Origin of the sequence: Rhodococcus sp. NPDC127593 (assembly GCF_042671975.1) — a bacterium.
In the GTDB taxonomy this organism is placed as follows: Bacteria; Actinomycetota; Actinomycetes; order Mycobacteriales; family Mycobacteriaceae; genus Rhodococcus_F.
In genome coordinates this window covers 21,664-42,159 of record NZ_JBHXWI010000062.1, presented here as the reverse complement: position 1 = coordinate 42,159, position 20,496 = coordinate 21,664, and the positions used below count along the sequence as shown (strand labels likewise).

The 20,496-nt window shown below is 62.4% G+C and carries 16 protein-coding genes and 1 pseudogene; 6 read left to right on the top strand and 11 right to left on the bottom strand.

Features of this window, described 5'->3' with window-relative positions; all coding sequences use genetic code 11:
• Nucleotides 1–18: 18 nt before the first annotated feature.
• The 4 genes and pseudogenes from ACFVJ3_RS39885 to ACFVJ3_RS39870 all read right to left on the bottom strand — a co-directional run bounded on the left by ACFVJ3_RS39885 (nt 19) and on the right by ACFVJ3_RS39870 (nt 3,280).
• Nucleotides 19–442: pseudogene (locus tag ACFVJ3_RS39885) on the bottom strand (MmcQ/YjbR family DNA-binding protein).
• A 485-nt stretch (nt 443–927) separates the two neighbouring features.
• Nucleotides 928–1,677 (bottom strand): SDR family NAD(P)-dependent oxidoreductase, encoded by a 750-nt coding sequence (locus tag ACFVJ3_RS39880; RefSeq protein ID WP_378457311.1) that lies wholly within the window; start codon nt 1,675–1,677, stop codon nt 928–930.
• Between the two features lie 25 nt (nt 1,678–1,702).
• Nucleotides 1,703–2,818 (bottom strand): LLM class flavin-dependent oxidoreductase, encoded by a 1,116-nt coding sequence (locus ACFVJ3_RS39875; protein ID WP_378457310.1) that lies wholly within the window; start codon nt 2,816–2,818, stop codon nt 1,703–1,705.
• A gap of 60 nt (nt 2,819–2,878) precedes the next feature.
• Nucleotides 2,879–3,280, bottom strand: a complete 402-nt coding sequence (locus ACFVJ3_RS39870; RefSeq protein WP_378457309.1) for a nuclear transport factor 2 family protein — start codon at nt 3,278–3,280, stop codon at nt 2,879–2,881.
• Nucleotides 3,281–3,538: 258 nt separating this feature from the next.
• Between ACFVJ3_RS39870 and ACFVJ3_RS39865 the strand changes: the two genes are divergently transcribed.
• Entirely contained in the window at nt 3,539–6,184 is a 2,646-nt protein-coding gene (locus tag ACFVJ3_RS39865; RefSeq protein WP_378457308.1) for an ATP-binding protein, read from the top strand.
• A 111-nt stretch (nt 6,185–6,295) separates the two neighbouring features.
• Entirely contained in the window at nt 6,296–7,741 is a 1,446-nt protein-coding gene (locus ACFVJ3_RS39860; protein ID WP_378457307.1) for a 3,4-dihydroxy-2-butanone-4-phosphate synthase, read from the top strand.
• 60 nt (nt 7,742–7,801) lie between these two features.
• Here ACFVJ3_RS39860 and ACFVJ3_RS39855 read toward each other — a convergent pair whose 3' ends face one another.
• Nucleotides 7,802–8,401: a carboxymuconolactone decarboxylase family protein gene (locus ACFVJ3_RS39855; RefSeq protein ID WP_378457306.1), complete on the bottom strand. Its 600-nt coding sequence runs from the start codon at nt 8,399–8,401 to the stop codon at nt 7,802–7,804.
• Nucleotides 8,402–8,466: 65 nt separating this feature from the next.
• Complete coding sequence (locus ACFVJ3_RS39850) at nt 8,467–10,125, bottom strand: class I adenylate-forming enzyme family protein (RefSeq protein ID WP_378457305.1); 1,659 nt, start codon at nt 10,123–10,125, stop codon at nt 8,467–8,469.
• Nucleotides 10,126–10,538: 413 nt separating this feature from the next.
• Between ACFVJ3_RS39850 and ACFVJ3_RS39845 the strand changes: the two genes are divergently transcribed.
• On the top strand, nt 10,539–11,885 hold the full coding sequence (locus tag ACFVJ3_RS39845; RefSeq protein ID WP_378457304.1) for an LLM class flavin-dependent oxidoreductase: 1,347 nt from the start codon (nt 10,539–10,541) through the stop codon (nt 11,883–11,885).
• Nucleotides 11,852–12,529, top strand: a complete 678-nt coding sequence (locus ACFVJ3_RS39840) for a TetR/AcrR family transcriptional regulator (protein WP_378457303.1) — start codon at nt 11,852–11,854, stop codon at nt 12,527–12,529. Before ACFVJ3_RS39845 ends, ACFVJ3_RS39840 begins: the two co-directional genes overlap by 34 nt.
• Before the next feature lie 142 nt (nt 12,530–12,671).
• On the opposite strand, the gene ACFVJ3_RS39835 is transcribed toward ACFVJ3_RS39840, so the two are convergent.
• From ACFVJ3_RS39835 to ACFVJ3_RS39815, 5 genes are all read right to left on the bottom strand, one after another.
• On the bottom strand, nt 12,672–13,448 hold the full coding sequence (locus tag ACFVJ3_RS39835; protein ID WP_378457302.1) for an SDR family NAD(P)-dependent oxidoreductase: 777 nt from the start codon (nt 13,446–13,448) through the stop codon (nt 12,672–12,674).
• Nucleotides 13,449–13,614: 166 nt separating this feature from the next.
• Nucleotides 13,615–14,391 (bottom strand): enoyl-CoA hydratase-related protein, encoded by a 777-nt coding sequence (locus ACFVJ3_RS39830; protein WP_378457301.1) that lies wholly within the window; start codon nt 14,389–14,391, stop codon nt 13,615–13,617.
• Nucleotides 14,392–14,404: 13 nt separating this feature from the next.
• Nucleotides 14,405–15,268, bottom strand: coding sequence for an enoyl-CoA hydratase-related protein (locus tag ACFVJ3_RS39825; RefSeq protein ID WP_378457300.1), 864 nt, complete (start codon nt 15,266–15,268; stop codon nt 14,405–14,407).
• Nucleotides 15,265–15,747: a nuclear transport factor 2 family protein gene (locus tag ACFVJ3_RS39820; RefSeq protein WP_378457299.1), complete on the bottom strand. Its 483-nt coding sequence runs from the start codon at nt 15,745–15,747 to the stop codon at nt 15,265–15,267. Before ACFVJ3_RS39820 ends, ACFVJ3_RS39825 begins: the two co-directional genes overlap by 4 nt.
• Nucleotides 15,748–15,875: 128 nt before the next feature.
• Nucleotides 15,876–16,385 (bottom strand): nuclear transport factor 2 family protein, encoded by a 510-nt coding sequence (locus tag ACFVJ3_RS39815; protein WP_378457298.1) that lies wholly within the window; start codon nt 16,383–16,385, stop codon nt 15,876–15,878.
• Between the two features lie 287 nt (nt 16,386–16,672).
• Between ACFVJ3_RS39815 and ACFVJ3_RS39810 the strand changes: the two genes are divergently transcribed.
• Nucleotides 16,673–17,254 carry a flavin reductase family protein gene (locus tag ACFVJ3_RS39810; protein ID WP_378457297.1) on the top strand — a complete coding sequence of 194 codons (582 nt, stop codon included), beginning with the start codon at nt 16,673–16,675 and terminating at the stop codon, nt 17,252–17,254.
• Nucleotides 17,251–20,433 carry a carboxyl transferase domain-containing protein gene (locus tag ACFVJ3_RS39805; RefSeq protein ID WP_378457296.1) on the top strand — a complete coding sequence of 1,061 codons (3,183 nt, stop codon included), beginning with the start codon at nt 17,251–17,253 and terminating at the stop codon, nt 20,431–20,433. Before ACFVJ3_RS39810 ends, ACFVJ3_RS39805 begins: the two co-directional genes overlap by 4 nt.
• Nucleotides 20,434–20,496 lie beyond the last annotated feature (63 nt).

The window sequence follows — 20,496 nt, the reverse complement described above, 5'->3', positions numbered from 1 at the left end:
GAACCGACCGAGCACGCGCTACGTGCGGCTCTGTCCATCGAGCCAAGCGGCGGCCCGGGTGCGCGAGGCGCGAGAGAGCCACCCGTCCTGGACTACCTCGGTCAGTTCCTCCAGCGTGAGATCACCAATCATGCTCGCCCGCAGCAGTACCGAAGGGTGGCCATCGAAATGTGGGGTCGTGAAGAACGGCGAGGCGGAGTGTTGCACCATTGCTCGCTTGTCCGACTCGGAGGGCACCCAGAAGACGATCACGTCCGTGTATCGCTCACCGGTATGAGGGTCAACGGCATCTGGTCGAGGCGTTCGGAAGAATACAAACGACTTACCGCCGATCTGGTAGATGGGGTTACCCCCGCGGCCCGTATTCGACCTTGACGTAGGGCATACCCAGGGCCAGTTCATGGACATCTTCGACCCGCGCATGGCGCAGTTTTGCCGACATGACAGCAGTGTATCGAAAGCCGAGTCCTTACTCGTCAAACTCACCTCGACGCATGGATGGCACACGGACATCCATCCGCCGATTGAAACCCTCTGACGGAACGAACGTAGATAACTGAACACATACAAAGCTGAGGCCGGGATGCGCACTGTATCTGCGCGGAGCCAGACGTGTTCGATGGAGCATCCGCGGTCGACAAGCTACACAGGCACCTGAGTGCGGCCTGGTCGATGGGGCAGTCTGGCCACAGCACCATGGCACGTTGCCCTGGTGGTGATGTCGACAGACGAAACCCTCGAGGCACACTCTCTCGCCGAAATGTAGCGCGACGCCGGGCCACGGCCCTGCGCAATCGTTGCCACTTCCGGGCACTGGAGCAGATCACTGCTGGAACCAGCCTGCAGCACCGAATCAGGCGCCGAACCGACAACCGCCAGGTTGTGGAAGGATCTCGTGAGACCCACCCACAACCTGGCGGTCGTTGCCTACTGAGCGAGCATGCCTGCGTCGACCAGATGCTCCGATCCGGTGATGTAGGAGGATTCGTCCGACGCGAGGAACAGCACGAGGTTGGACACCTCCTGCGGATCTGCGATGCGGCCGAGAGGAATCTGAGCCAGGGCGTCACCACCCTCTTCGTTGGTCGCCTCCACCATCATCGGAGTCTGGATGAACCCAGGGTGCACGGAATTGACGCGAATGTTCCTGGGTCCGTACTCGATTGCTGTCGCTTTCGTCATGCCCCGGACAGCGAACTTGCTGGCGACGTACGCCAAGCTCGGGAAACCGTAGTTCGCCGCCATGCCGGCGATTGACGAGATGTTGACGATGGAGCCGATGCCCGCTCGCTCCATCGAGGGCAGAACAGCTTTCATCCCGAAGAACACACCGTCCTGGTTGATACTGCAGACCTTCCGGTAGTCGTCCTCGGTAAGCTCTGCCGTTGTGGCCAGCGGGCCGAGAACACCTGCATTGTTCACCAGGACGTTGATCTCACCGAACGCCTTCACACTCTGTTCGACGACATTCGTCCACGAATCGAGCTGCGTGACATCGTGATGCACGAAGACTGCATTCTCGCCCAGCTCCTTGGCGAGTAGCTCCCCTGCGTCGTCCGTGATGTCCGCCAGTACGACCTTCGCCCCGTGCTGGACGAATGTCTTCGCGTGCGACTCACCCATGCCGCGGGACGCGCCAGTGATGAGGGCCACTTTGCCCTCCAACCGCTTTGTCATTTCTGTCCTTCGTTCGATTTGAGCACTACGTTGTCACCGATACAGGAAGTGAGATCCTGGGAGCCACTTCCTTCTGGATCATTGCCAACGAATTGAACCAGGGCGCGGGATCGTCGTAGTAGTCGTGCGACTCGACCTGGAGCGTGCCCCAACCTCCGCTGGCCTCGAACAAAGTATTGATCTTCTCCACCACGGTGTCCGGTGAGCCCACACAGAACACGTTGTCGACAACCCACTCGAGATCGACGTCGGCCTTGTCTGCTCCAGCATCCTTGATGAAGCCGTCCATCATGCCGAACCGCCACCAGATGGGAATGAGGTAGCGCTCGAAGCAGTGTCCGATAGGGCCCTCCATCACCAGCCGCTTCGCCTCTTTGTCCGTGTCGGCGACGAACACCGTCTGGGACACGTGATAGCGCGCGCGATCAGCGATGTGCCCGTTGGCCTCTGCAGCCGTGGAGTAGGTCTCCCAGTGCGTCTTCAGAGCGTCCAGACCGGAGAAGATCGACATCGGTCGGAATCCGCGTTCGCCCGCAAACTTCATCGACGGCGACTTGGCACTGAATCCGGTCACGGCGATCTCCGGTGCACCACCCCACGGGCTGAAGTCCGCGAGCATGTGCTGGTCGTCGCCCTCGTCGCCGTGTAATTCTTCGGGGTAGCCTGCATTCCAAAAACGTCCCTCGAAGAAGAACGGTTCACGCTTCCAGATCTTCTCCATGATCTCGAGGGATTCGCGGACCATCTCGTTGGTGAACTGCGTGTCTTCACCGTTCTTGATGCCATGGATGTACGTGGACTGCGGGTACGCACCCGCGCCGATGCCGAGGAAATACCGACCCTCGAGGATTTGCGAGAGCCAGCCGACCATGATCGCGAGCTTCGCCGGATTGTGATGGGGAAGGATGTGAGCCATCGGCGCGAACTTGATCCGCTCGGTTTGGCGTGCGGCTGCTGCGATAATCAGCTCCGGGTTGGGGATATTCTCCCAACGCTGCGAAGCGTGTTCGGACAGCATGATCGAGTCGAATCCGATCTTGTCGGCCTCGATGGCCTGCTGTACGCACCAATCGAACGTCTGGCGCGCGGTCCGCTCGGGGCGCATGTACGGGTGGACGATGAGTCCGGTTTCCATTGCCATCGTGAACTGCCTTTCTACGAACTTGCGGTCGATTACCTAGTGCTGGTACGAAACCTTTTGTCAGGCATAGAAGGTGTCGTATGCGTGCTTGGTATCCATGTACTCCTTGATGGACAGGATCTTTCCGTCGCGAAACTCGAACAGGAAGTGGTACTGGTTCTGATAGACCTTGCCGTTCTTCAACTTCGCATACGAGGTGGCCTCCGCGGCGACCTTGTTGCCTTGCGCGATCGCCGAACTGGGGGTGACCTCGAGAGCGCCGTTCTCGTACACAGAAGTGACCCCGCTGAGCAGCGTGCCGAGGCCTTCCTTGTCATAGCTCCCCGACATCCCGTCGATCCCTCCCGAGACCCAGTAGGTCGCCTCGGGATGGAGAGTGTTGAGAATCTGCTCCACGTCGCCTGTGGAGAAGACCTTTGCGAAGTTGTTGGCCAAGTCGATGTTCTGTTCCGGCGTAGTCATGGATGCTCCGTTTCGTTCCGCTATGACCTGGATCACTGTCCACCGACGGCGCTCGGGGCGAAACCGTAGTAATACTCGGTTCCCTACCGCTCCCGAATCTGACGGCATCCGGCCAGTTCAGAGCAGATATGCGTGCGGAAATCCCCAGAGCCGCTGTGTCAATATGCGTGTTGTCAGATCTTGACCACGCGGTTGTTTGACGACATGATCAACCAGTGACACCCATCACAGAGGGCCGCATGCAACAGAGAGGGCACCGTGAACGCTGACGAGTGGCGCGAGATAGTCGAGCTTCGACAATCCGGTGAATCGATCTCGGGCATCGCGACGCGGTTGAAGGTCTCTCGCAACACGGTGCGCCGAGCCCTGGAATTCGAGGCACCACCCCGGGACCACCGGCCACGGTCAGGGTCGTCCGCCGATGCCCTCCGACCCCGGATCGCCGCGGCGCTCGATGCAGACCCCGACGTCACGGTGGCACAACTGCATCGGGAACTCGAATGGAGCGGCTCGCGAAATACTCTGGCGAGCGCGGTCCGCCGCATCAAGGAGGAGCGTTCGCCACGAACGTCTGGCACGCGCACCTCGTCGAGCACCCGTTTGTTCAGCGCAACCGATATTCCGCTCTTCTCGACGAGTTTCGTCGGCCGAAGCGAAGAACTCCACACAATCCGGGTACTCCTCGGCGACAGTCGCCTCGTCACCGTCGCCGGCCCGGGTGGCATCGGAAAGACCCGACTCGCCGCAGAGGCCGCAACCGCGTACCGGCGGGCATTTTCCGATGGAATCCGCTTCGTGGAGCTAGCGTCCTTGCGAAGCGAATCTCTGCTCCCCCAGACGATACTGGACGCGCTGAGGTTCGACGAGCGAGATGCAGGGGACCGAAGTGCAACAGAATCGCTCCTCGAATCGGTCCGCAACAAGCACCTGTTGCTGGTGCTCGACAATTGCGAGCATCTCGTCAGCGCGTGCGCAGAGTTGATCTCGCTCATATTGCGGAACACCGAACATGTGAAGATCCTGGTCACGAGTCGTGAAGTGCTGTCGATTCCGGACGAGCACGTGCACGTCCTCGAGCCGCTGTCCACGACGGACCACCGCGACCCGGGCAGGGCCGGGGCCGCCATCGAGTTGTTCGAGAACCGCGCATCGGCCGCACTGTCCGGATTCGCCATTACGGATTCGAGCCGGGACGCTGTACGCCGAGTGTGCACGCAACTGGACGGTATGCCGCTCGCCATCGAATTGGCTTGTGCGCGCTTGACCGCGTTGTCCGTCGACGACCTCGCAGAACGTCTCGACGACCGGCTGTCGTTGTTGACCACGGGGAACCGCGGCGGGCCGAGCAGACATCGAAGCCTGCATGCAACGGTCGAGTGGAGCTACGACCTCTGCACTACTCAGGAACAGGTGCTCTGGGCCAGATTATCCGTATTCTCCGAAGGATTCGATCTCGCCATGGCCGAGAGCATCTGCGCTGGAACGCCTGTCGATGCCGCGAGCATTCTGGATACCCTCGCCGGTCTGATCGGCAAGTCGGTCTTGCAACGCACCACCAGCGAAGGACGTGTCCGGTTCAAGATGCTCGAAACGATCCGACACTTCGGTGCGAGCAAACTGTCCGACGACGAGAAGGTAGAGCTGCGGGTGGCACACCTCCGTTGGTGCGCCGAGCTGGTACAGACCGCCCGCCGGTCATGGACAGGGGCCGACCAGGAGCGTGCGAGCACCCGGCTTCGGGAGAACCGCGCCAACTTGCGGTCGGCACTACAGACTGCGCTTACCGACCGGAATCACGAGACGCTGCACCTCGCGTCGAGCCTCGTCGCGACCTGGTTCCTGTGGTCGTCGGCATTTTCGGTGCGAGAACACCGGATGTGGGTGACAGAGTTCCTTGCGCGCGACGATCTTGCCGAAGACGTCGTACCCAAGCTCTACGCCACTCTGGGGGTGCTGCAGACGATGCAGGGTGACAGGGTCGAGGCAGTACGAACACTCGACACTGCCGCGCGACGCGCACGCGAACTCGGTGACGATGCGACACTCGCATTCGCCCTTCAGACACAAGGCCTCAACACCTACCTCGGCGGTGATTTCGAGGCCGGCGAACGCAATCTGTCGGACGCGTTGGCACTGTACGAGCGCCTCCCCGGTATCACCGATCTCATGTGGACCGCCCACGTCGAGATGGGAATGCTGTGCAGTTCGAACGGAGAGAACGACCGCGCTGCCGCACACTTCGAATTCGTTCACGCGCAGGCATCGGCCACAGGAGAGCAATGGATGCTGTCCTACGCCGTATACGGACTGGGCTTGGTAGCGCTGGTTCGCGGCCGTCACGACGAGGCGATCACCCTTGCCATCGAAGCCCTCGCCCTCAAACGCGCCTTCGACGACACGGTCGGAGCCACACTGGTGACAGACCTTCTCGCGTGGGCAGAAGCAGCGGCAGGTTCCGGCGAACGGGCAGCCGTACTTCTCGGCGCAGCATCGTCTATGTGGGATTCGTTCGGCATGCAACTATACGGATCCCAGCACTGGGTCCGGCGACGAGAGGTGTACGAATCGCGCGCGCGAACTTCGCTCGGCGACACGGTCTACTCCGCATCCCATCGTCACGGTTCTACGTTGTCGATGGCCGAACTCATCGCCTACGCCCTGGACGAGGAGCACTCCGACGGCCCCGTGCCGTCGTCGTACCTGGTTGCCGGGCTCTCCCCTCGTGAGATGGACATTGCACAGTGCGTTGCGGAGGGGCTCACCAACAAGGAGATCGCGGACCGGCTGGTCTTGTCGGTCAGAACCGTCGAGGGGCACGTCGCACATGTGCTCCGAAAGTTGGGTGTCGCGCGCCGCCACCAGGTGGCTGCCGCGCTCGCGACTTCTCCATCCTGCCGGGTGTAGAGCGTCGAGGACGCGTTTCAATGTCTACGTTGATGTTGACAGGGCAAGAAGAATTTGCGACGCTCGTCACAGTGCAGACGGCAGTCGTCCATATCGAAGCGAGGTCCCACGATGGATGGTCCAACAACCCGGGTGCAGCGAGCACTCTCGGATCTGAGCGCCGGACGGCCCGTCGTGCTGACCGGCAATACCGCGGCCAGTGATGCTCACATTCTGACTTCCGCCGAGAAAGCGTCGGTCGAGTCGATCGCATTTCTCGTTCGGTACGGTTCGGGGCTGGTCTGCGCGGCAATGGCCGGCTCGGACTGCGACCGGCTACAACTCCCGAGCATGGTCGGCGCGGACAGAGATCATCCCGGAACGGAGTTCACGGTCAGCGTCGACGCAGTAGGACCGGGGACCGGCATCTCGGCATTCGACAGGGCGGGCACGCTGCGCCTGCTCGCCGATTCGGCGAGCACCCCCGACGAGTTCACCCGGCCCGGGCATGTACTCCCGGCACGATCCGTACCCGGCGGAGTGTTGGAGTTCCGAGGGCCCGCGGAAGCTGCCGTGGATCTCATGACTATCGCAGGTTCGCACCGGACCTGCGCCTACAGCGCTCTCGTGTCCGATCTCGATCCGACAGCGATCGCCGACTCCGCTGAAGCCGAAACATTCGCACGTGCACACGGACTCGGAGCCTTGTCCATCGATGACGTGGCGACGTATCGCCGAATGGCCGAATTGCACATGCTCACGCAGTTCACCTTCGAACGTGAGACCGTCCACGGCCCGGTTCGTTGCGTCGGCTACCGCAGCGATGTCACGGGGGCCGAGTATGTCGCCTACTCCATTGGATCGCCGACAGCCGGTACCACCCCTCTCGTCTCCTACGAGCAAGAGAGCGATCCGGCACCGCACCTGTCCCAGAAAGGCGCGATCGAGATGGCGCTGGCACAGGTAGCCGAACACGGTCACGGAGCAGTCGTGGTGGCGAGGCGCCAGTCGAACAGCCAGATCTCGGCCGACACGCACGGCGATCTCGCCGAGGTGGTGCGCGAATGCGGATACCACTCCCCCTCGCTGCACAACTTTCCACCCGAGTCGCGAACGATGATGTGGCACATCGGGTTGAGCATCAGCGCCGGAGACTCCCTGTCCTTTGTTCGCGGAATCGCCCCTGCGCCGTTCGGCTTCGAGCAGCCTGCCATCGTCGGCACGGTGGTTCACGGCGATCAACGCGGGCGAGAGCTGGGCTTCCGAACTGCGAATCTGGAATTGGAGGATTCGAATTCGGTCGCCGACGGCGTCTGGGCCGGCTGCTGCACACTCTTCGACGGCTCGACGGCGATCGCTGCGATATCTATTGGCCGACGCCCCACGTTCTACGGCCGGTCCGGAATTCGACTACTGGAGGCACATCTACTCGACTTCGATGGCGACCTGTACGGCGCAACACTCGAGGTGCACCTACACCACTGGATGCGCGGACAGGTGACGTTCGCGTCGAAGGAAGAGCTGGTCGCAGCGCTCGCCGCCGACGTGGTGCGGACACGATCGCTGATCGCAGACTGAGGAACGCGGATCGGCCCGGCACGAAGTTCGTGCCGGGCCGATCAGCGTACGGCGGAACTGTCAGCCGACTCCGCGATGCTCGGGAGCGGCCGCCGAGATATCGAGAACCTCACGGATGCTACGAGCTCCTGCACCGAGGTCGAGCGCGTTCTTCAGATGTAACAAGAAGCCAGGCTTGTATCGATGAGTGGGAGTGGAATCGGCGGCGAGAGAGATCAATTCCTTCGTCACCGCCCGCAGTGCCCGACTCTTCCACGGCACCGCACAGTAGTCGAAGAACGCCACGAACGTGTCCGGTGACATCCTCAACAGCGCGTCGAAGAAGCCGGGAAGCTCGTCCTCCATGCGCCGCCAGTACGGATCGGTACCGACGTAGCGGTCCCACAGATCCTGCTGATCTGCATCGAGCGGTTCGACCCTGCCGCCACTTCTGCGGCGAACAGTATCCGACAACTGTCTGGACGACTCGAAGAGCGTGTGCACACCAAGTCCCGATACCACCGTCAACGCTTCCTGGATCTGCTCGGCGTCGAGGCCCAAATCGAGCGCTTCCTCGATGTAGCGGCCTGTACCTGCCACGTCCATGGTCGTCGCCACCGAACACACGGCGATGTGTGTGAGCACGCGCGTCTGCTCACCGAGGGCGGGTCCCTCGTCCACGTCTTCCAACATGCGTTCGGCTAGCGCACGAAGATCGCTCGTACCGCATCCGACTGCCACAGACGTCAACCCGCCACACTCAGCGACGTGGCAAGGGTCGACAGCTGCGCTTTGAGCCCGCGCTTGTTGATCTTCGTCGCCGACATGGGCCACGCCCCCGCCTCGACGAAATACACGGCGCGCGGAACCTTGTACCGGCCGATCCTGCCGTCACAGAATTCGATCAACTCCGCTTCTGTGAGCTGGTGTCCTTCTCGGACCTCGACGAATGCGACCGGCACTTCGTCGAGCCGGTCATCCGGGCGGCCGATGACAGCGGCAGTCAACACAGCAGGATGCTCGCAGAGGAACGACTCGACTTCGATGGCCGCGACGTTCTCGCCACCGACCTTGAGCATGTCCTTGAGCCGTCCGTGGAACTCCAGGCACCCCGACTCGGTACGACTGTAGAGGTCACCGGTCCGCAACCAGCCGTCGGAATCGATCGCCTCGGCGGTCTTCTCGGGATCCTTGTAGTAACCCTCGGTCACGCAGTAACCGCGAATCAAGATCTCACCGGGAACTCCCACCGGCTGCTCGGCGCAACTGAATGGATCGACGATACGAATCTCAATGCCCGGCACGGGCTTACCTTGCGCACCGCTTCGCTCCTCGAACGACTCGTCCGGCTCGCTGAGAGCATAGATTCCTGTCGTTTCCGTCATTCCGCACGCGGCCATGAGCTCGGCCGCCGGGAAAAGATTCTGAACCTCTTCGATGAGGACCCGGGGACCGATCAGGAACACGTACCGGATCGAGTCGAACTCGCCGGCGTCGAAGCTGGGGTGCGACATCATCATCTGCATCGGTGCGGGAAACCAGGGCCAGATGCAGGTCGGCCGCTCGGCCCTGATCAGCTCGATGGCGCGGCCGGGTTCGAAGAACGTGTCGGTCAGGAACGTTCCCCCGGCACCGATCGCCCCGATCAGCGGGGCCAGCGCAGCGATGTGGAACAGCGGCCCGCCGGCCCAGCTGATGTGACGCTCACCTGCGGACAGGCGCCCGGTCGCCCGCTCCACCGGGCCACGCGTCATCGATTCGTGGGTGAGCAAGCAGCCACGCGGGTTGGCCGTCGTCCCCGATGTGTACAGGATGGCGGCGATGTCTCGCGTCCGCACCCGGCGGCGATGACGATGCACGAGTGTCGCGTCGACGGTCTCCGCGGCAGCATCCAAGGCCGTCCTGGACGTGAAACCGGGCCTGTCGGTTCCTTTCACCAGTACGGCTCGACGTAGCCGCGGCGCTTCGGGAATGTCGAGCTCACCTGAACCTGCCGTAGCCAAGGAGGGCAGCGCTTCGTGCAGGACCTGTACGAAGTCCACGTAGTCGTCGGGGCCGGAGACCGTCAGCAGCGCGGTGATGTCGGCGTTCTCGATGATGTAGCCGAGCTCCTTCGCTTTGTGCCGCGCATTGAGTGGTACGACGACGGCGCCGATCAACGTCGAACCGAAGAGCCCCTCGACGAACTCGATACCGTTCGGCGCGAGGAGCGCGACGTGATCGCCGGACCCGACACCCAGGGCGAGTAGGCCTCGCGCGACCGCGATCGCACCGTCGAGCACCTGGGCATACGTGAACCGCGCGTCGGGAAACACGATCAGATCGCGGTCTGGGTGCAGGTGCGCACCTCGCACCAGCAGGTCGCCGAGCGGGGTTACGTTGCACCAGTCGTCGATGTCAGTCATGTCGTCCTCAATCATCGATCGTCGGGAGCGGTTGCGCTACCGGAATTGTCTTGATCAGCGGCGCAGAAGCCTCGCGCACCAAGGGATCGTGTCACGTAGACGCTAAGCGACTCATGTCACACTGTCAACGTTGAAGTTGATTAATATCAGCGTTGATAATCTACACTTTCAACGTCAACGTTGTAGTTGACACGTGATCGGCGTCACCCTATGTTGGGGATACGCCGATGCGAGCATTTCGCCTGGCGGACCGCCACAACACGTGTCGGATCGATCGGACAGAAACAGCGTTCTGCATGCAAGTTCCGCGAAGCCGCTCTCGGTTCTCAGGGCCCATCCACAACCACTGTCAGCCTCGTGCCGGACACAGCAGCAGACTGCATTCACGACGACCAGAAGCTGGAGACTCACCAATGGAATGCGGCGTTTTCCACACCCCGTACATGCGCCCCGGGCGCAGGGACAAGGACACCTTCGAGTACTCGCTGATGCTGGCAGCCGCATGCGACAAGTTCGGCTACCGCGACTTCATGGTCGGCGAGCACGGCATGCAGGCATGGGAGAACATTCCTAACCCCGAGTTGCTGATCGTCGCGGCAGCGCAGATCACCGAGCGCATGCGTTTCGCGCCCATGGCGCACATCGTGCCCCTGCACAATCCGTCGACACTCGCGATTCAGATCGGCTACACCTCGCAGCTGCTCGAGGACAGATACTTCCTCGGCGTCGGAGCCGGTTCGTGGGAGAACGAAGCAGTGCTTCGTGGCCAGCCCGGCGACCTGTCCGAAGCCCACCCCCGGCTGATGGAGGGACTGGAGGTGATGGACAAGGTGTGGCGCCAGGAGCCCTTCGACTTCGAAGGCAAGTACTACAAGGCCGCCCGCCTCGACGGGCAGATCGATCCCGGTAGCGTCGCCTCCCACGGTGAGTTCAAGGTCAAGGAAGGCGAGGAGTACCACCTGACCGCAGACCACTCTCCCCATGGTGGCGCGGACGGCCTCGAAATCGCTGTCACAGGACTCAGCAAGAACTCACCCTCACATCGCCTCGCAGGCGAACGAGGCTGGACCCCGATCTCGTTCTACGGCGGTTCGGCCTTGCTGAGATCGCAGTGGGACACATACTCGGAGGCGGTCAGGTCCATCGGCGGAACCCCGCAGGGATCTCGATTCAAGATCGCACGAGACGTGTTCGTGGCGAAAACGGACGAAGAGGCCAAGGAAAAGGCAAAGAACGGCGCACTGGGACTCGCCTGGCAGAAGTACTTGATGCCGGTCTACCAGAAGTACCGGATCCTTCAGGGCTTCATCGACGATGCCGACCACAAGGTCGACATCGACGACGTCGATCTCGACTACCTCGCCGACAATGTGTGGCTCTGCGGAAGCCCGGAAACCGTCATCGAGAAGATCGAGAAGACCTTCGACCTGGCCGGCTTCAGGTACGGACAGCTTGCCGTCAACACTCACGACGCGATGGACGATCCCGAGCCATGGATCGAATCCCTCCGCCTGTTCGCCACAGAGGTCGTACCGAACGTTCCGTCGAAGGAACACACGAGACTGTCGCAGTGGCCTGAACCCACCGATAACAGGGCCCCGGGAAGTAGTCGACAAACAACGACTTCCCGGGGCCTTACCCGTCCCCCACGGCGACCTCGGTCGACGCCGAGGTCGATCGACGTCAACGTTGATCAATGTCCTCGATCCGGAGGTATCATCCGACAATGCCAACTTCGACCGCAGCCAACAGCGGCATGAGCCGACGCCGACGCAGCGCTCAGAACGACAGCAGCCCCAACTATCAGGCCAAGCGCCAGGAACTGTTGCGGACCGCAGCCGATGTCTTCAAGGAGAAGGGCTTCGAAGGAGCGACGCTCAACGACATTGCCGAGCGGTTCGGGACCGACAGAGCGTCGATCTATTACTACTTCGCGAGCAAGAAGGAGCTGTTTCAGGCGCTTTTCCATGACATTCTCGTCGACGTCCTGGATCAGAACATCGCCGTCGCAGAGGAGATCCTCGCCGGCGACGACGACGCGCCCGAGAAACTTCGCCGCCTCGTCGAGCAACAGATGAACTCGTACGAGAAGAACTACCCCTTCGTTTACCTGTACATCCAGGAAGACATGGCGCAGCTACAGCTCGACACCACGTCGTGGGGCAAGGACATGGCCCGTAAGACGAAACGCTTCGAAACCATTGTTCTCGAGGTGCTGCAGCAGGGAGTCGACGACGGCACCCTACGCAGTGACGTGTCGGTGCAGCTGATGTCGAAAGCACTGTTCGGCATGGTCAACTGGACGCATCGGTGGCTCAAGCCAGGAATGCGCAACGTGGACGCCAAGCAGACCACCGAAGCGTTCTGCACTCTGTTCTTCGAGGGCGCGAGGACGAAGAACTGACTGTGCGCTGGGCCGCGACGCGTACGTCGGACCCAGCGCACCGCGTAGGACACGGTTGTGGGCGGCCGCTCCTTACGAGCAGCGCGCTTCTCGTATGGCACGATTTCGCCGACCAGTCCTGAGTACGGCTGTCACCACACGCTTACCGTCCGGAAATCAGCCCTCCGTCGACAGGGAACATTTGTCCAGTGATGAAGTGTGACGCATCGCTGGCGAGGAAAACCATGACCGGAGCCAAGTCCCGGTCGGCGAGACCGAAAGCCCCACCGAGAGGTATGTCTGCAGCGGTTTGGTCGTCGTGCGATTTCAGCTCGTCGGGAGACAAGGCAGCGCGAAACTCGTCGTACATCTTTGTCCACATGTACGGAAGTACGTAATTTACTCGAATCCCGTCTGGCCCCCATTGACGAGCGACGTTCCGGCTCCATGTATGTACCGCACCCTTCGACGCAGCGTACAGAGCATTGTTGATCTCACCCGTCAGTCCCGACTCGGAACCGAAGTTGATGATGTTCCCAACACGATTCGATTTCATCAGGCGATGTGCGGCACCGTTGGTGTTGATTGTCCCTAACACATTGACATCGAAAATGAATCTGTAGAGTTCAGTGGAGATTCCGGCGGGATCGCAGTGCTTGTGTACACCAGCCACGTTCACGACTACGTCGAGGCCTCCCAGTTGGTCAGCAGCGGTCTCGAAGACTTTCTCCACCTGGTCGCGGTCACGCACGTCGCACGAGTGAAAGGTTGCTTTGCCAGGTCCGCATCGGCTCGCTTCTTGTGCTACGGCCGCACCCAGCTCGTCAGCGAGATCCAGAGAGGCGACGTCAGCACCCTCCGATGTGTAGGCCCGGACGACCGACTCACCGATGCCCATGGAACCGCCCGTGACAATGATCTTCTTTCCGTCCAGCTGCATAGCCAAGTGCTCCTTACAATCTCAGGTTGTCGGCGACCAGGTCGGATGCCGCTCTCGGTGCTCGCCCCGGCATCACGCGGCCATCCGTTCACGGCGCCGGGTGCAAGTGCTGCGCGCTGGAACCGCGACGCGGACGCCGGGCCCAGCGCCCAGACAAAAAGCAGTGTCAGCGACCGCTCCATTGCGCAGCACGCTTGTCTGCGAACGCTGCACGTCCCTCGATGCGGTCCGCGCTGTTCGCGTACGCCTCGATGGGCTCATAGCGAGTTGCCAACGCGACGTCCAGCGGCCATCCTGCCCGCGACAGCACCGCATCCTTCGCGGCTTGGACCGCAAGCGGTGACGCCGACGCGATTCGCTCCGCCCACAACGAGGCGGTCTCGAGCAGCTTCTCGAACGGCACGACCTCGTTGACCAGCCCGTATCGCTCCGCCTGCTGTGCGTCGATGCGATCACCGGTGAGAATCAAGGCCATCGCGATGTGATGAGGCAGCTGCCGTATCGCGCGATGCATGATGCCGGCCTCGCCGATGATGCCGACCTTCGTCTCCGGAATGCCGAACTGAGCGTTGTCGGCTGCGACGATGATGTCGGCGCACATCGCCAGTTCGAATCCACCGCCGATCGCGTATCCCTGCACTGCCGCGATCAATGGTTTACGAAGTGTCAGCATGGGCCCGCCGACACCGGTGAGACCGCCGCCGAGCGCCATCCTGCGGCCGTCGCTTTCGGTCCCACCGCTCACGTTGGCGCCGGCGCAGAACGCCTTGTCCCCCGTAGCACCGAGCACTGCGACCCAGATGTCCGGATTCGAGTTGATCTCGGTCCATGCCTCGAACAGCGCCGCGTCCATCTCGGGATCGATGGAATTCAACGCCTTGGGGCGGTCGAGCGTCACCCGTGCGATGTGGTTGTCGAACTCGAACAAAACTCCGCTGCTCACGGTAGATCCTTTCTCATAGTTGTTCTGCGACCGCATGATCGGGTAACGCCACGGGTTCGCGGTAGGCAGCGATCGCCGCCTTCAGTCCCACCTCGGCAACGAACTTGCGCACCTCGGCCACCGACGGCGACAGATGGAGCAGGGCATCCATTTCTGCACCACCTTGGGCTGCGGTACGCACGCCCATTGCTTCCATCGTCTTGTTGATGGACAACTTCTTGATCCGCAGGATGTCGGACGGCGTGCGTGCCATACGAGCGGCAAGCGCCTCGGTCTCGGCGATCAGATCTTCCGCGGCCACCGCGTGATTGGCCCAGCCCCACTCGACCGCGGTCGTGCCGTCGATCGAGTTGCCAGGAACGAACGCCAGTTCCTTGGCACGTTTCGGGCCGACCAGGGGCGCCCACAACGGCGCGATGTACCCACCACCGAGTGGGATCGCCGGCTCACCGATCTTCGCGTTGCGCGCCACCAGGGTCACGTCGGTGAACACACACATCTGCGTGGCTCCCGCGATGCAATATCCGTGCACTGCAGCAATCACCGGTTTCGGGTGATCCCAGATCGCGAGAAAGCGATTGACGTTGCGAGCAAGCCGCTCTCGGTCCGCCACCGGGTCCGGCTCGGCGACGACCTTTCCGACCTGGCCGAGGTCGTAGCCTGCCGAGAAGCCTTTGCCTGCTCCACGAATTCCGATGATCGGCCCGCCGGCCGTCGCCAGAGCGGCCAAAGCCGCACTGAACTCGTCGAGCATCTCCGTCGAGAGCGAATTGGCCTTGTCCGGCCGGTCCAGCACGATCCAGCTGATCGGTCCCCGGTGCTCGATGCGCAGGTTCTCGTAGCGGGTTCCTGCAGCCGTGTCCGCGATCGCCGTCATGACCGCCCGATCGGGATCTGCTTCTTCACGTGGAAGTCCACGACACCGGACGCACGCAGTTCGCGTCGAGAGAAGAGCCAGCCGTGCTCATCGTCCCGCACGAAGTCGTCGTGGTACTGGCCGAAGAAATAGCCGTCGGCCTTGCCTTCCTTGGTGTAGCGATGCCATGCATACAGGACGGAGCGAACCTTGGCCGACGTCAGATCGTCGGAGAAGTCGACGACGATGTTGGACACATGGTGACTGGTTGCCGTGAAGAACGTACCGATGCCGTCGAGTGTCTCGCGATAGGCGGCGCGGCCTTCGGCGCCGAAATCAGGCCCGTAGGCGACGTAGCAGTCCTCGGTGAACAACGCGACGAGATCGTCGGGACGGTTCATGTCGAGGTTGTAGGCGTACTCGAACAGGACGCGCTCGATCTTGCCGGTCTCCACGAGCTCGGCGAGCTCCCTGGTGGACACCTCATGGGTTGCAGTCATATCGATCTCCTTGGGGCGTGAATTGTTGACGTACGTTCGATTTGCCCGCCTCGAATACGCGACGGAAAATCAACATTGATGTAGATTATGACGACCGTTCGCACCCGCAGGCAACGGGTGCGAAACGGTCAGACGCGAACCGCGTAGTCGGAGGGCGCAGGTTCGGCCCCGGGCCACCGAACAGGTAAGTCAGAAGTGAGCGACGTGGCCACTTCGTCCCAGGGGCCTAGATGCACGGTGCGCATGTTGCGAGACGCGAACTTCCAGCGCCCACCTTCGCGGACGTACTCGTCTTCGTAACGCACAGCGCCGAACACCGTCGTTCCACCCGTTGCGATCTCGAGGTGCGCGCCTACCAGCCCTGTCGCATGATCGTCGTCGACGAACTCGATCAGGACGTAGTGCGGCGTGTGAATGGTGGTTCCGAACGCGGTACGAGCTTGCCGAATCATGTTCGCGATCCCACTGCCGGTGGTGGCGCCGGGGAATCCTCCAGCCGAGAACGTCCCGTTCTCTGCGAAGGCATCGGCAATGGCGTCGAAATCGTCGAAATCCGAAGCGAGGAAGTAGCGGACCGCGAGGTCGCTCAACGCCGCCCTGTCCTCCAGCCGACGCACCCTGCTCTCGATGTCGGACATGTGCACTCCTTTGCGCGGTGAAGGAAATCCAGCGACTCGACCGAAGGGTCGAACCCCGCATCTCGCGATCAACGTCAGCGTAGATCGCTGTCACGATCATTGTGCCCTGCGCCACAGATGTCAACCTTCGACCCCGCGGCCACAACTACCGAATCTACGCGATCGTAGATTGTATCAACGGCATAGTTGACAGAATTCCGGCTCCGGAGGAGGCTGCAATCAGTCTCCGCGTCGGGAGTCATATGTCCTCGATACCCGGCTCGGCTTCACGGACGAAAGGAATCACCATGGGCTCCACGATGGAGGGCAAGGTCGAGACACACGAATCCGACTCGCGCACCGCTGTCCCCGACGGCGTGATCGTCGACAAATTTCACGCGATAGACCCCTTGCGCTTCCGAAACGTTCTCGGCCACTTCCCCACCGGCGTCGTAGCTGTGACCACCATGGACGCCGAGAACAACCCGACCGGCATGGCGGTCGGGTCCTTCACCTCTGTGTCACTCGATCCGCCACTGGTCGCGTTCCTGCCGGACAAGTCCTCGTCCACGTTCCCCAAGATCCGCTCGGCCGGACGCTTCTGCGCCAACGTGCTCAGCTCCGAGCAACAGCAGGTCTGCCGCAGTCTCGCTCGAAAAGGAACCGACAAGTTCGCGGACGTCACGTGGACCCGGACTCCCTCCGGCATGCCGCGCATCGAGGGTTCGCTGGCGTGGGTCGATTGTGAGATCGATGCCGTGCACGACGCCGGCGACCATCACATCGTTGTCGGCCGCGTGCGGCAGCTCGAACTCGATACCCCCGAATCACCGCTGATCTTCTTCCAGGGCGGTTACGGCGGCTTCGCAGCCGACCGGCCACCCGTATGACGTCCCTTTTTATCGCCAATCGCGGTGAAGTAGCGCTTCGAATCATCCGGACAGCCGCGGCCCGCGGAATCAGGACGGTCGCGGTGTACAGCGAAGACGAGCATGATGCCCCACACGTCGCTGCTGCCGACCACGCCCGTCCGCTGCGCGGAACGGGTCCCAGCGCATATCTGGATGTGGCGGCCGTTCGCGACGCGGCCCTGGAGGCCGGGGCGTCAACGGTTCACCCTGGATGGGGATTCCTCAGCGAGAGCGCCGAGTTGGCCGAGGCCTGCGCCGAGGCGGGACTGACATTCGTCGGACCCGATGCTCGTACGTTGAGGCTTCTCGGTGACAAGTCCTCCACACGTGAACTCGCGACCGGCTGCGGGGTACCCGTCCTCGCCGCCACCGCGGGTCCCACATCCAAGACCGACGCACGCGAGTTCGCGCAGTCGCTTCCTGCCGGCGCGGTGATCGTCAAAGCCACGGCAGGCGGTGGGGGTCGTGGTATGCGAATCGTAGAGGATCTCACCGAACTCGAACGTGCCATCGACAGATGCCGTTCCGAGGCGGAACGCAGTTTCGGCCTGTCCGATGTCTATGTCGAGGCCTACCTACCGCGGGCCCGACACATCGAGGTCCAGGTCGTCGGCGACGGGGTGATCACACCGATGCATCTCTTCGACCGCGACTGCACGGCGCAGCGCCGTCACCAGAAAGTCGTGGAGATCGCGCCCGCGCAGAACCTCCCCGAGTCCACTCGCAAGGAACTTCACTCCGCAGCGCTGACGTTGGCGTCATCCGTCGCGCTGAGAGGACTGGCCACATTCGAGTTCCTCGTGGAGTCCGATCACCTCGATCGGTGGTACTTCATCGAGGCCAATCCGCGCCTCCAGGTGGAGCACGGCATTACCGAAGCGATCACCGGTCTCGACCTGGTCGGTCTGCAACTCGACGTCGCACAGGGACGCACGCTCGAGGACGTCCAACTCTCACCGGCAACGCTCGGCGAACCGAGCGGTGTCGCGATCGAGGTGCGGGTCACCGGTAGCCCGAAACCAGATGGCTCCGACCGACTCACCGACGTTCGGTTTCCGTCCGGTCCGTCGATCCGCGTCGACTCTCACGCGCACGTAGGAATGCGAGTGGGAACCGGATACGACCCTCTGCTCGCAAAGGTCATCGTGCACCGAGAGGACGGCGACTTCGATTCGGCCGCAGCAGAACTAGACCACGCCCTCTCCGATCTGACCCTGAACGACATGGATACCGACGTCACGACGTCGTCGTGGCTGCTGGGCAGTGACGAGTTCCGGTTCGGCACGGTGACGACACGAACGATCGACGATCATCTGGCAACAATCTCGATATCGGATGCGCCCGCGGCGTCGGCGACACAACTCGAACTGCGGGCGCCGTCGTCGGGCACGGTCGTCGAGACGGCCGCGGTGCCGGGACAGGTCGTGCGAAGCGGCGACGCTCTGATCACGCTCGAAGCCATGAAGATGGAATCCGATGTCACCGCGACAGCATCAGGCCGCGTCGCCGGCGTGTGGGTGACGGCAGGCGATACCGTGAAAGCCGGACAGCTACTCGTGACCCTAGTGCTCGATGTACGTCAGGACGACGCATCGGCAGCCCCCATCGACGTGGACGTCACGGCCGAGCGCATGGATCTGTCCGAAATCGAAACACGGCAGCGTCGAACACTGGACGAGTCGCGTCCGGCGGCGATCGAACGACGGCACAAGCGCGGCAAACGCACCGCGCGCGAGAACGTCGATCATCTCGTCGACGAAGGAACTTTTCACGAGTACGGATCTCTCGTCGTGGCTGCGCAGCGACGCCGAAGGCCTCTGGGCGAACTCGAATCCGAAACGCCGGCAGACGGCCTCGTTACAGGATTCGGAAGGGTTGCCGGACGACCGGTGGCAGTGCTCGCGTACGACTACACGGTGCTCGCCGGAACCCAGGGCCTTCAGAGCCACAAGAAGGCCGAGCGGATGTTCGAGCTGGCCGGCCGCAGAGGCACACCGGTAGTGCTGTTCGCCGAAGGCGGCGGGGGTCGCCCCGGCGATACGGACGACATGTCCCGGGCGACGAGGATGGATCTCGGCACGTTCGTCGCACTCGGGCGGCTCAACGGTTCGGTCCCGACCGTGGGGATCGCTTCCGGCCGTTGTTTCGCGGGGAATGCTGCGCTACTGGGATCGTGCGATGTCATCGTCGCGACTCGTGATTCGACGATCGGCCTCGGCGGACCCGCCATGATCGAAGGCGGCGGCCTCGGCGTATTCGCCGCGGACGACATCGGTCCGGTGTCCGTCCAGGAGACCAACGGGGTCATCGACATCGTCGTGGCCGACGAGTCGGAGGCAGTCGACGTCGCCCAGCGATACTTGGGCTACTTCGCCGGCCCCACACCCGAATGGGCCGCCTCCGACCAGCGCTTGTTGCGTCACATCGTCCCCGAACGACGCAATCGGCCGTTCGACATCCGCACGTTGATCGACACCGTCGCAGACGAAGGATCCGTTCTCGAACTCCGACGCGGATTCGCCGGCGGATTGGTCACGGCGCTGGTTCGGATCGAAGGCAACGCCATAGGGCTCGTCGCCAACGACGGCAGCCGTGCGGGCGGCACGATCGGCAGCGCCGAAGCCGACAAGATGACCCGATTCCTGCAACTGTGTGAGGCGTATGGCCTTCCGGTCCTCACGCTCTGCGACACAGCCGGTTTCCTGGTCGGACCCGACGCTGAACGCACTGCGTCGGTGCGTCATGTGAGCAGGCTGTTCGTCACCGCGCCTGCCCTCACCGTTCCGTTCTGTACGGTGATCGTCCGCAAGGCCTTCGGACTGGGCGGCCAGGCCATGGCCGGTGGAAGCTTCCGCGTCCCGGACACCATCGTGGCGTGGCCCTCGGCCGAACTCGGTGCCATGGGTCCGGAGGGAGCCGTCACGCTCGGCTATCGTCGCGAACTGGCTGCGATCGAGGACGCCGAGGAACGGGAGCACGTCTACCGACGGCACCTGGATGACTACGTGGCGCAGGGCAAGGCCCTCAACGCGGCGTCCGTCTTCGAGATCGACGACGTCATCGATCCCGCAGACACTCGCTCACGGATCGTCGATATCCTCGCCGCTCCGCGCCCCGAACGCCCGACCCACGTTCACAGGCGCATCGACACCTGGTAAAAGTGATTCTCGAACGACTCTGCCCCGGAACCGATTCGGTACCGGGGCAGAATTCGCGGAGCA

Excerpts from the sequence above, each read along its gene's own strand:
- ACFVJ3_RS39880 (WP_378457311.1), bottom strand. The coding sequence starts at position 1,677 with ATGACAAAGCGGTTGGAGGGCAAAGTGGCCCTCATCACTGGCGCGTCC.
- ACFVJ3_RS39875 (WP_378457310.1), bottom strand. The coding sequence starts at position 2,818 with ATGGCAATGGAAACCGGACTCATCGTCCACCCGTACATGCGCCCCGAG.
- ACFVJ3_RS39870 (WP_378457309.1), bottom strand. The coding sequence starts at position 3,280 with ATGACTACGCCGGAACAGAACATCGACTTGGCCAACAACTTCGCAAAG.
- ACFVJ3_RS39860 (WP_378457307.1), top strand. The coding sequence starts at position 6,296 with ATGGATGGTCCAACAACCCGGGTGCAGCGAGCACTCTCGGATCTGAGC.
- ACFVJ3_RS39850 (WP_378457305.1), bottom strand. The coding sequence starts at position 10,125 with ATGACTGACATCGACGACTGGTGCAACGTAACCCCGCTCGGCGACCTG.
- ACFVJ3_RS39845 (WP_378457304.1), top strand. The coding sequence starts at position 10,539 with ATGGAATGCGGCGTTTTCCACACCCCGTACATGCGCCCCGGGCGCAGG.
- ACFVJ3_RS39840 (WP_378457303.1), top strand. The coding sequence starts at position 11,852 with ATGCCAACTTCGACCGCAGCCAACAGCGGCATGAGCCGACGCCGACGC.
- ACFVJ3_RS39835 (WP_378457302.1), bottom strand. The coding sequence starts at position 13,448 with ATGCAGCTGGACGGAAAGAAGATCATTGTCACGGGCGGTTCCATGGGC.
- ACFVJ3_RS39825 (WP_378457300.1), bottom strand. The coding sequence starts at position 15,268 with ATGACGGCGATCGCGGACACGGCTGCAGGAACCCGCTACGAGAACCTG.
- ACFVJ3_RS39820 (WP_378457299.1), bottom strand. The coding sequence starts at position 15,747 with ATGACTGCAACCCATGAGGTGTCCACCAGGGAGCTCGCCGAGCTCGTG.
- ACFVJ3_RS39815 (WP_378457298.1), bottom strand. The coding sequence starts at position 16,385 with ATGTCCGACATCGAGAGCAGGGTGCGTCGGCTGGAGGACAGGGCGGCG.
- ACFVJ3_RS39810 (WP_378457297.1), top strand. The coding sequence starts at position 16,673 with ATGGGCTCCACGATGGAGGGCAAGGTCGAGACACACGAATCCGACTCG.
- ACFVJ3_RS39805 (WP_378457296.1), top strand. The coding sequence starts at position 17,251 with ATGACGTCCCTTTTTATCGCCAATCGCGGTGAAGTAGCGCTTCGAATC.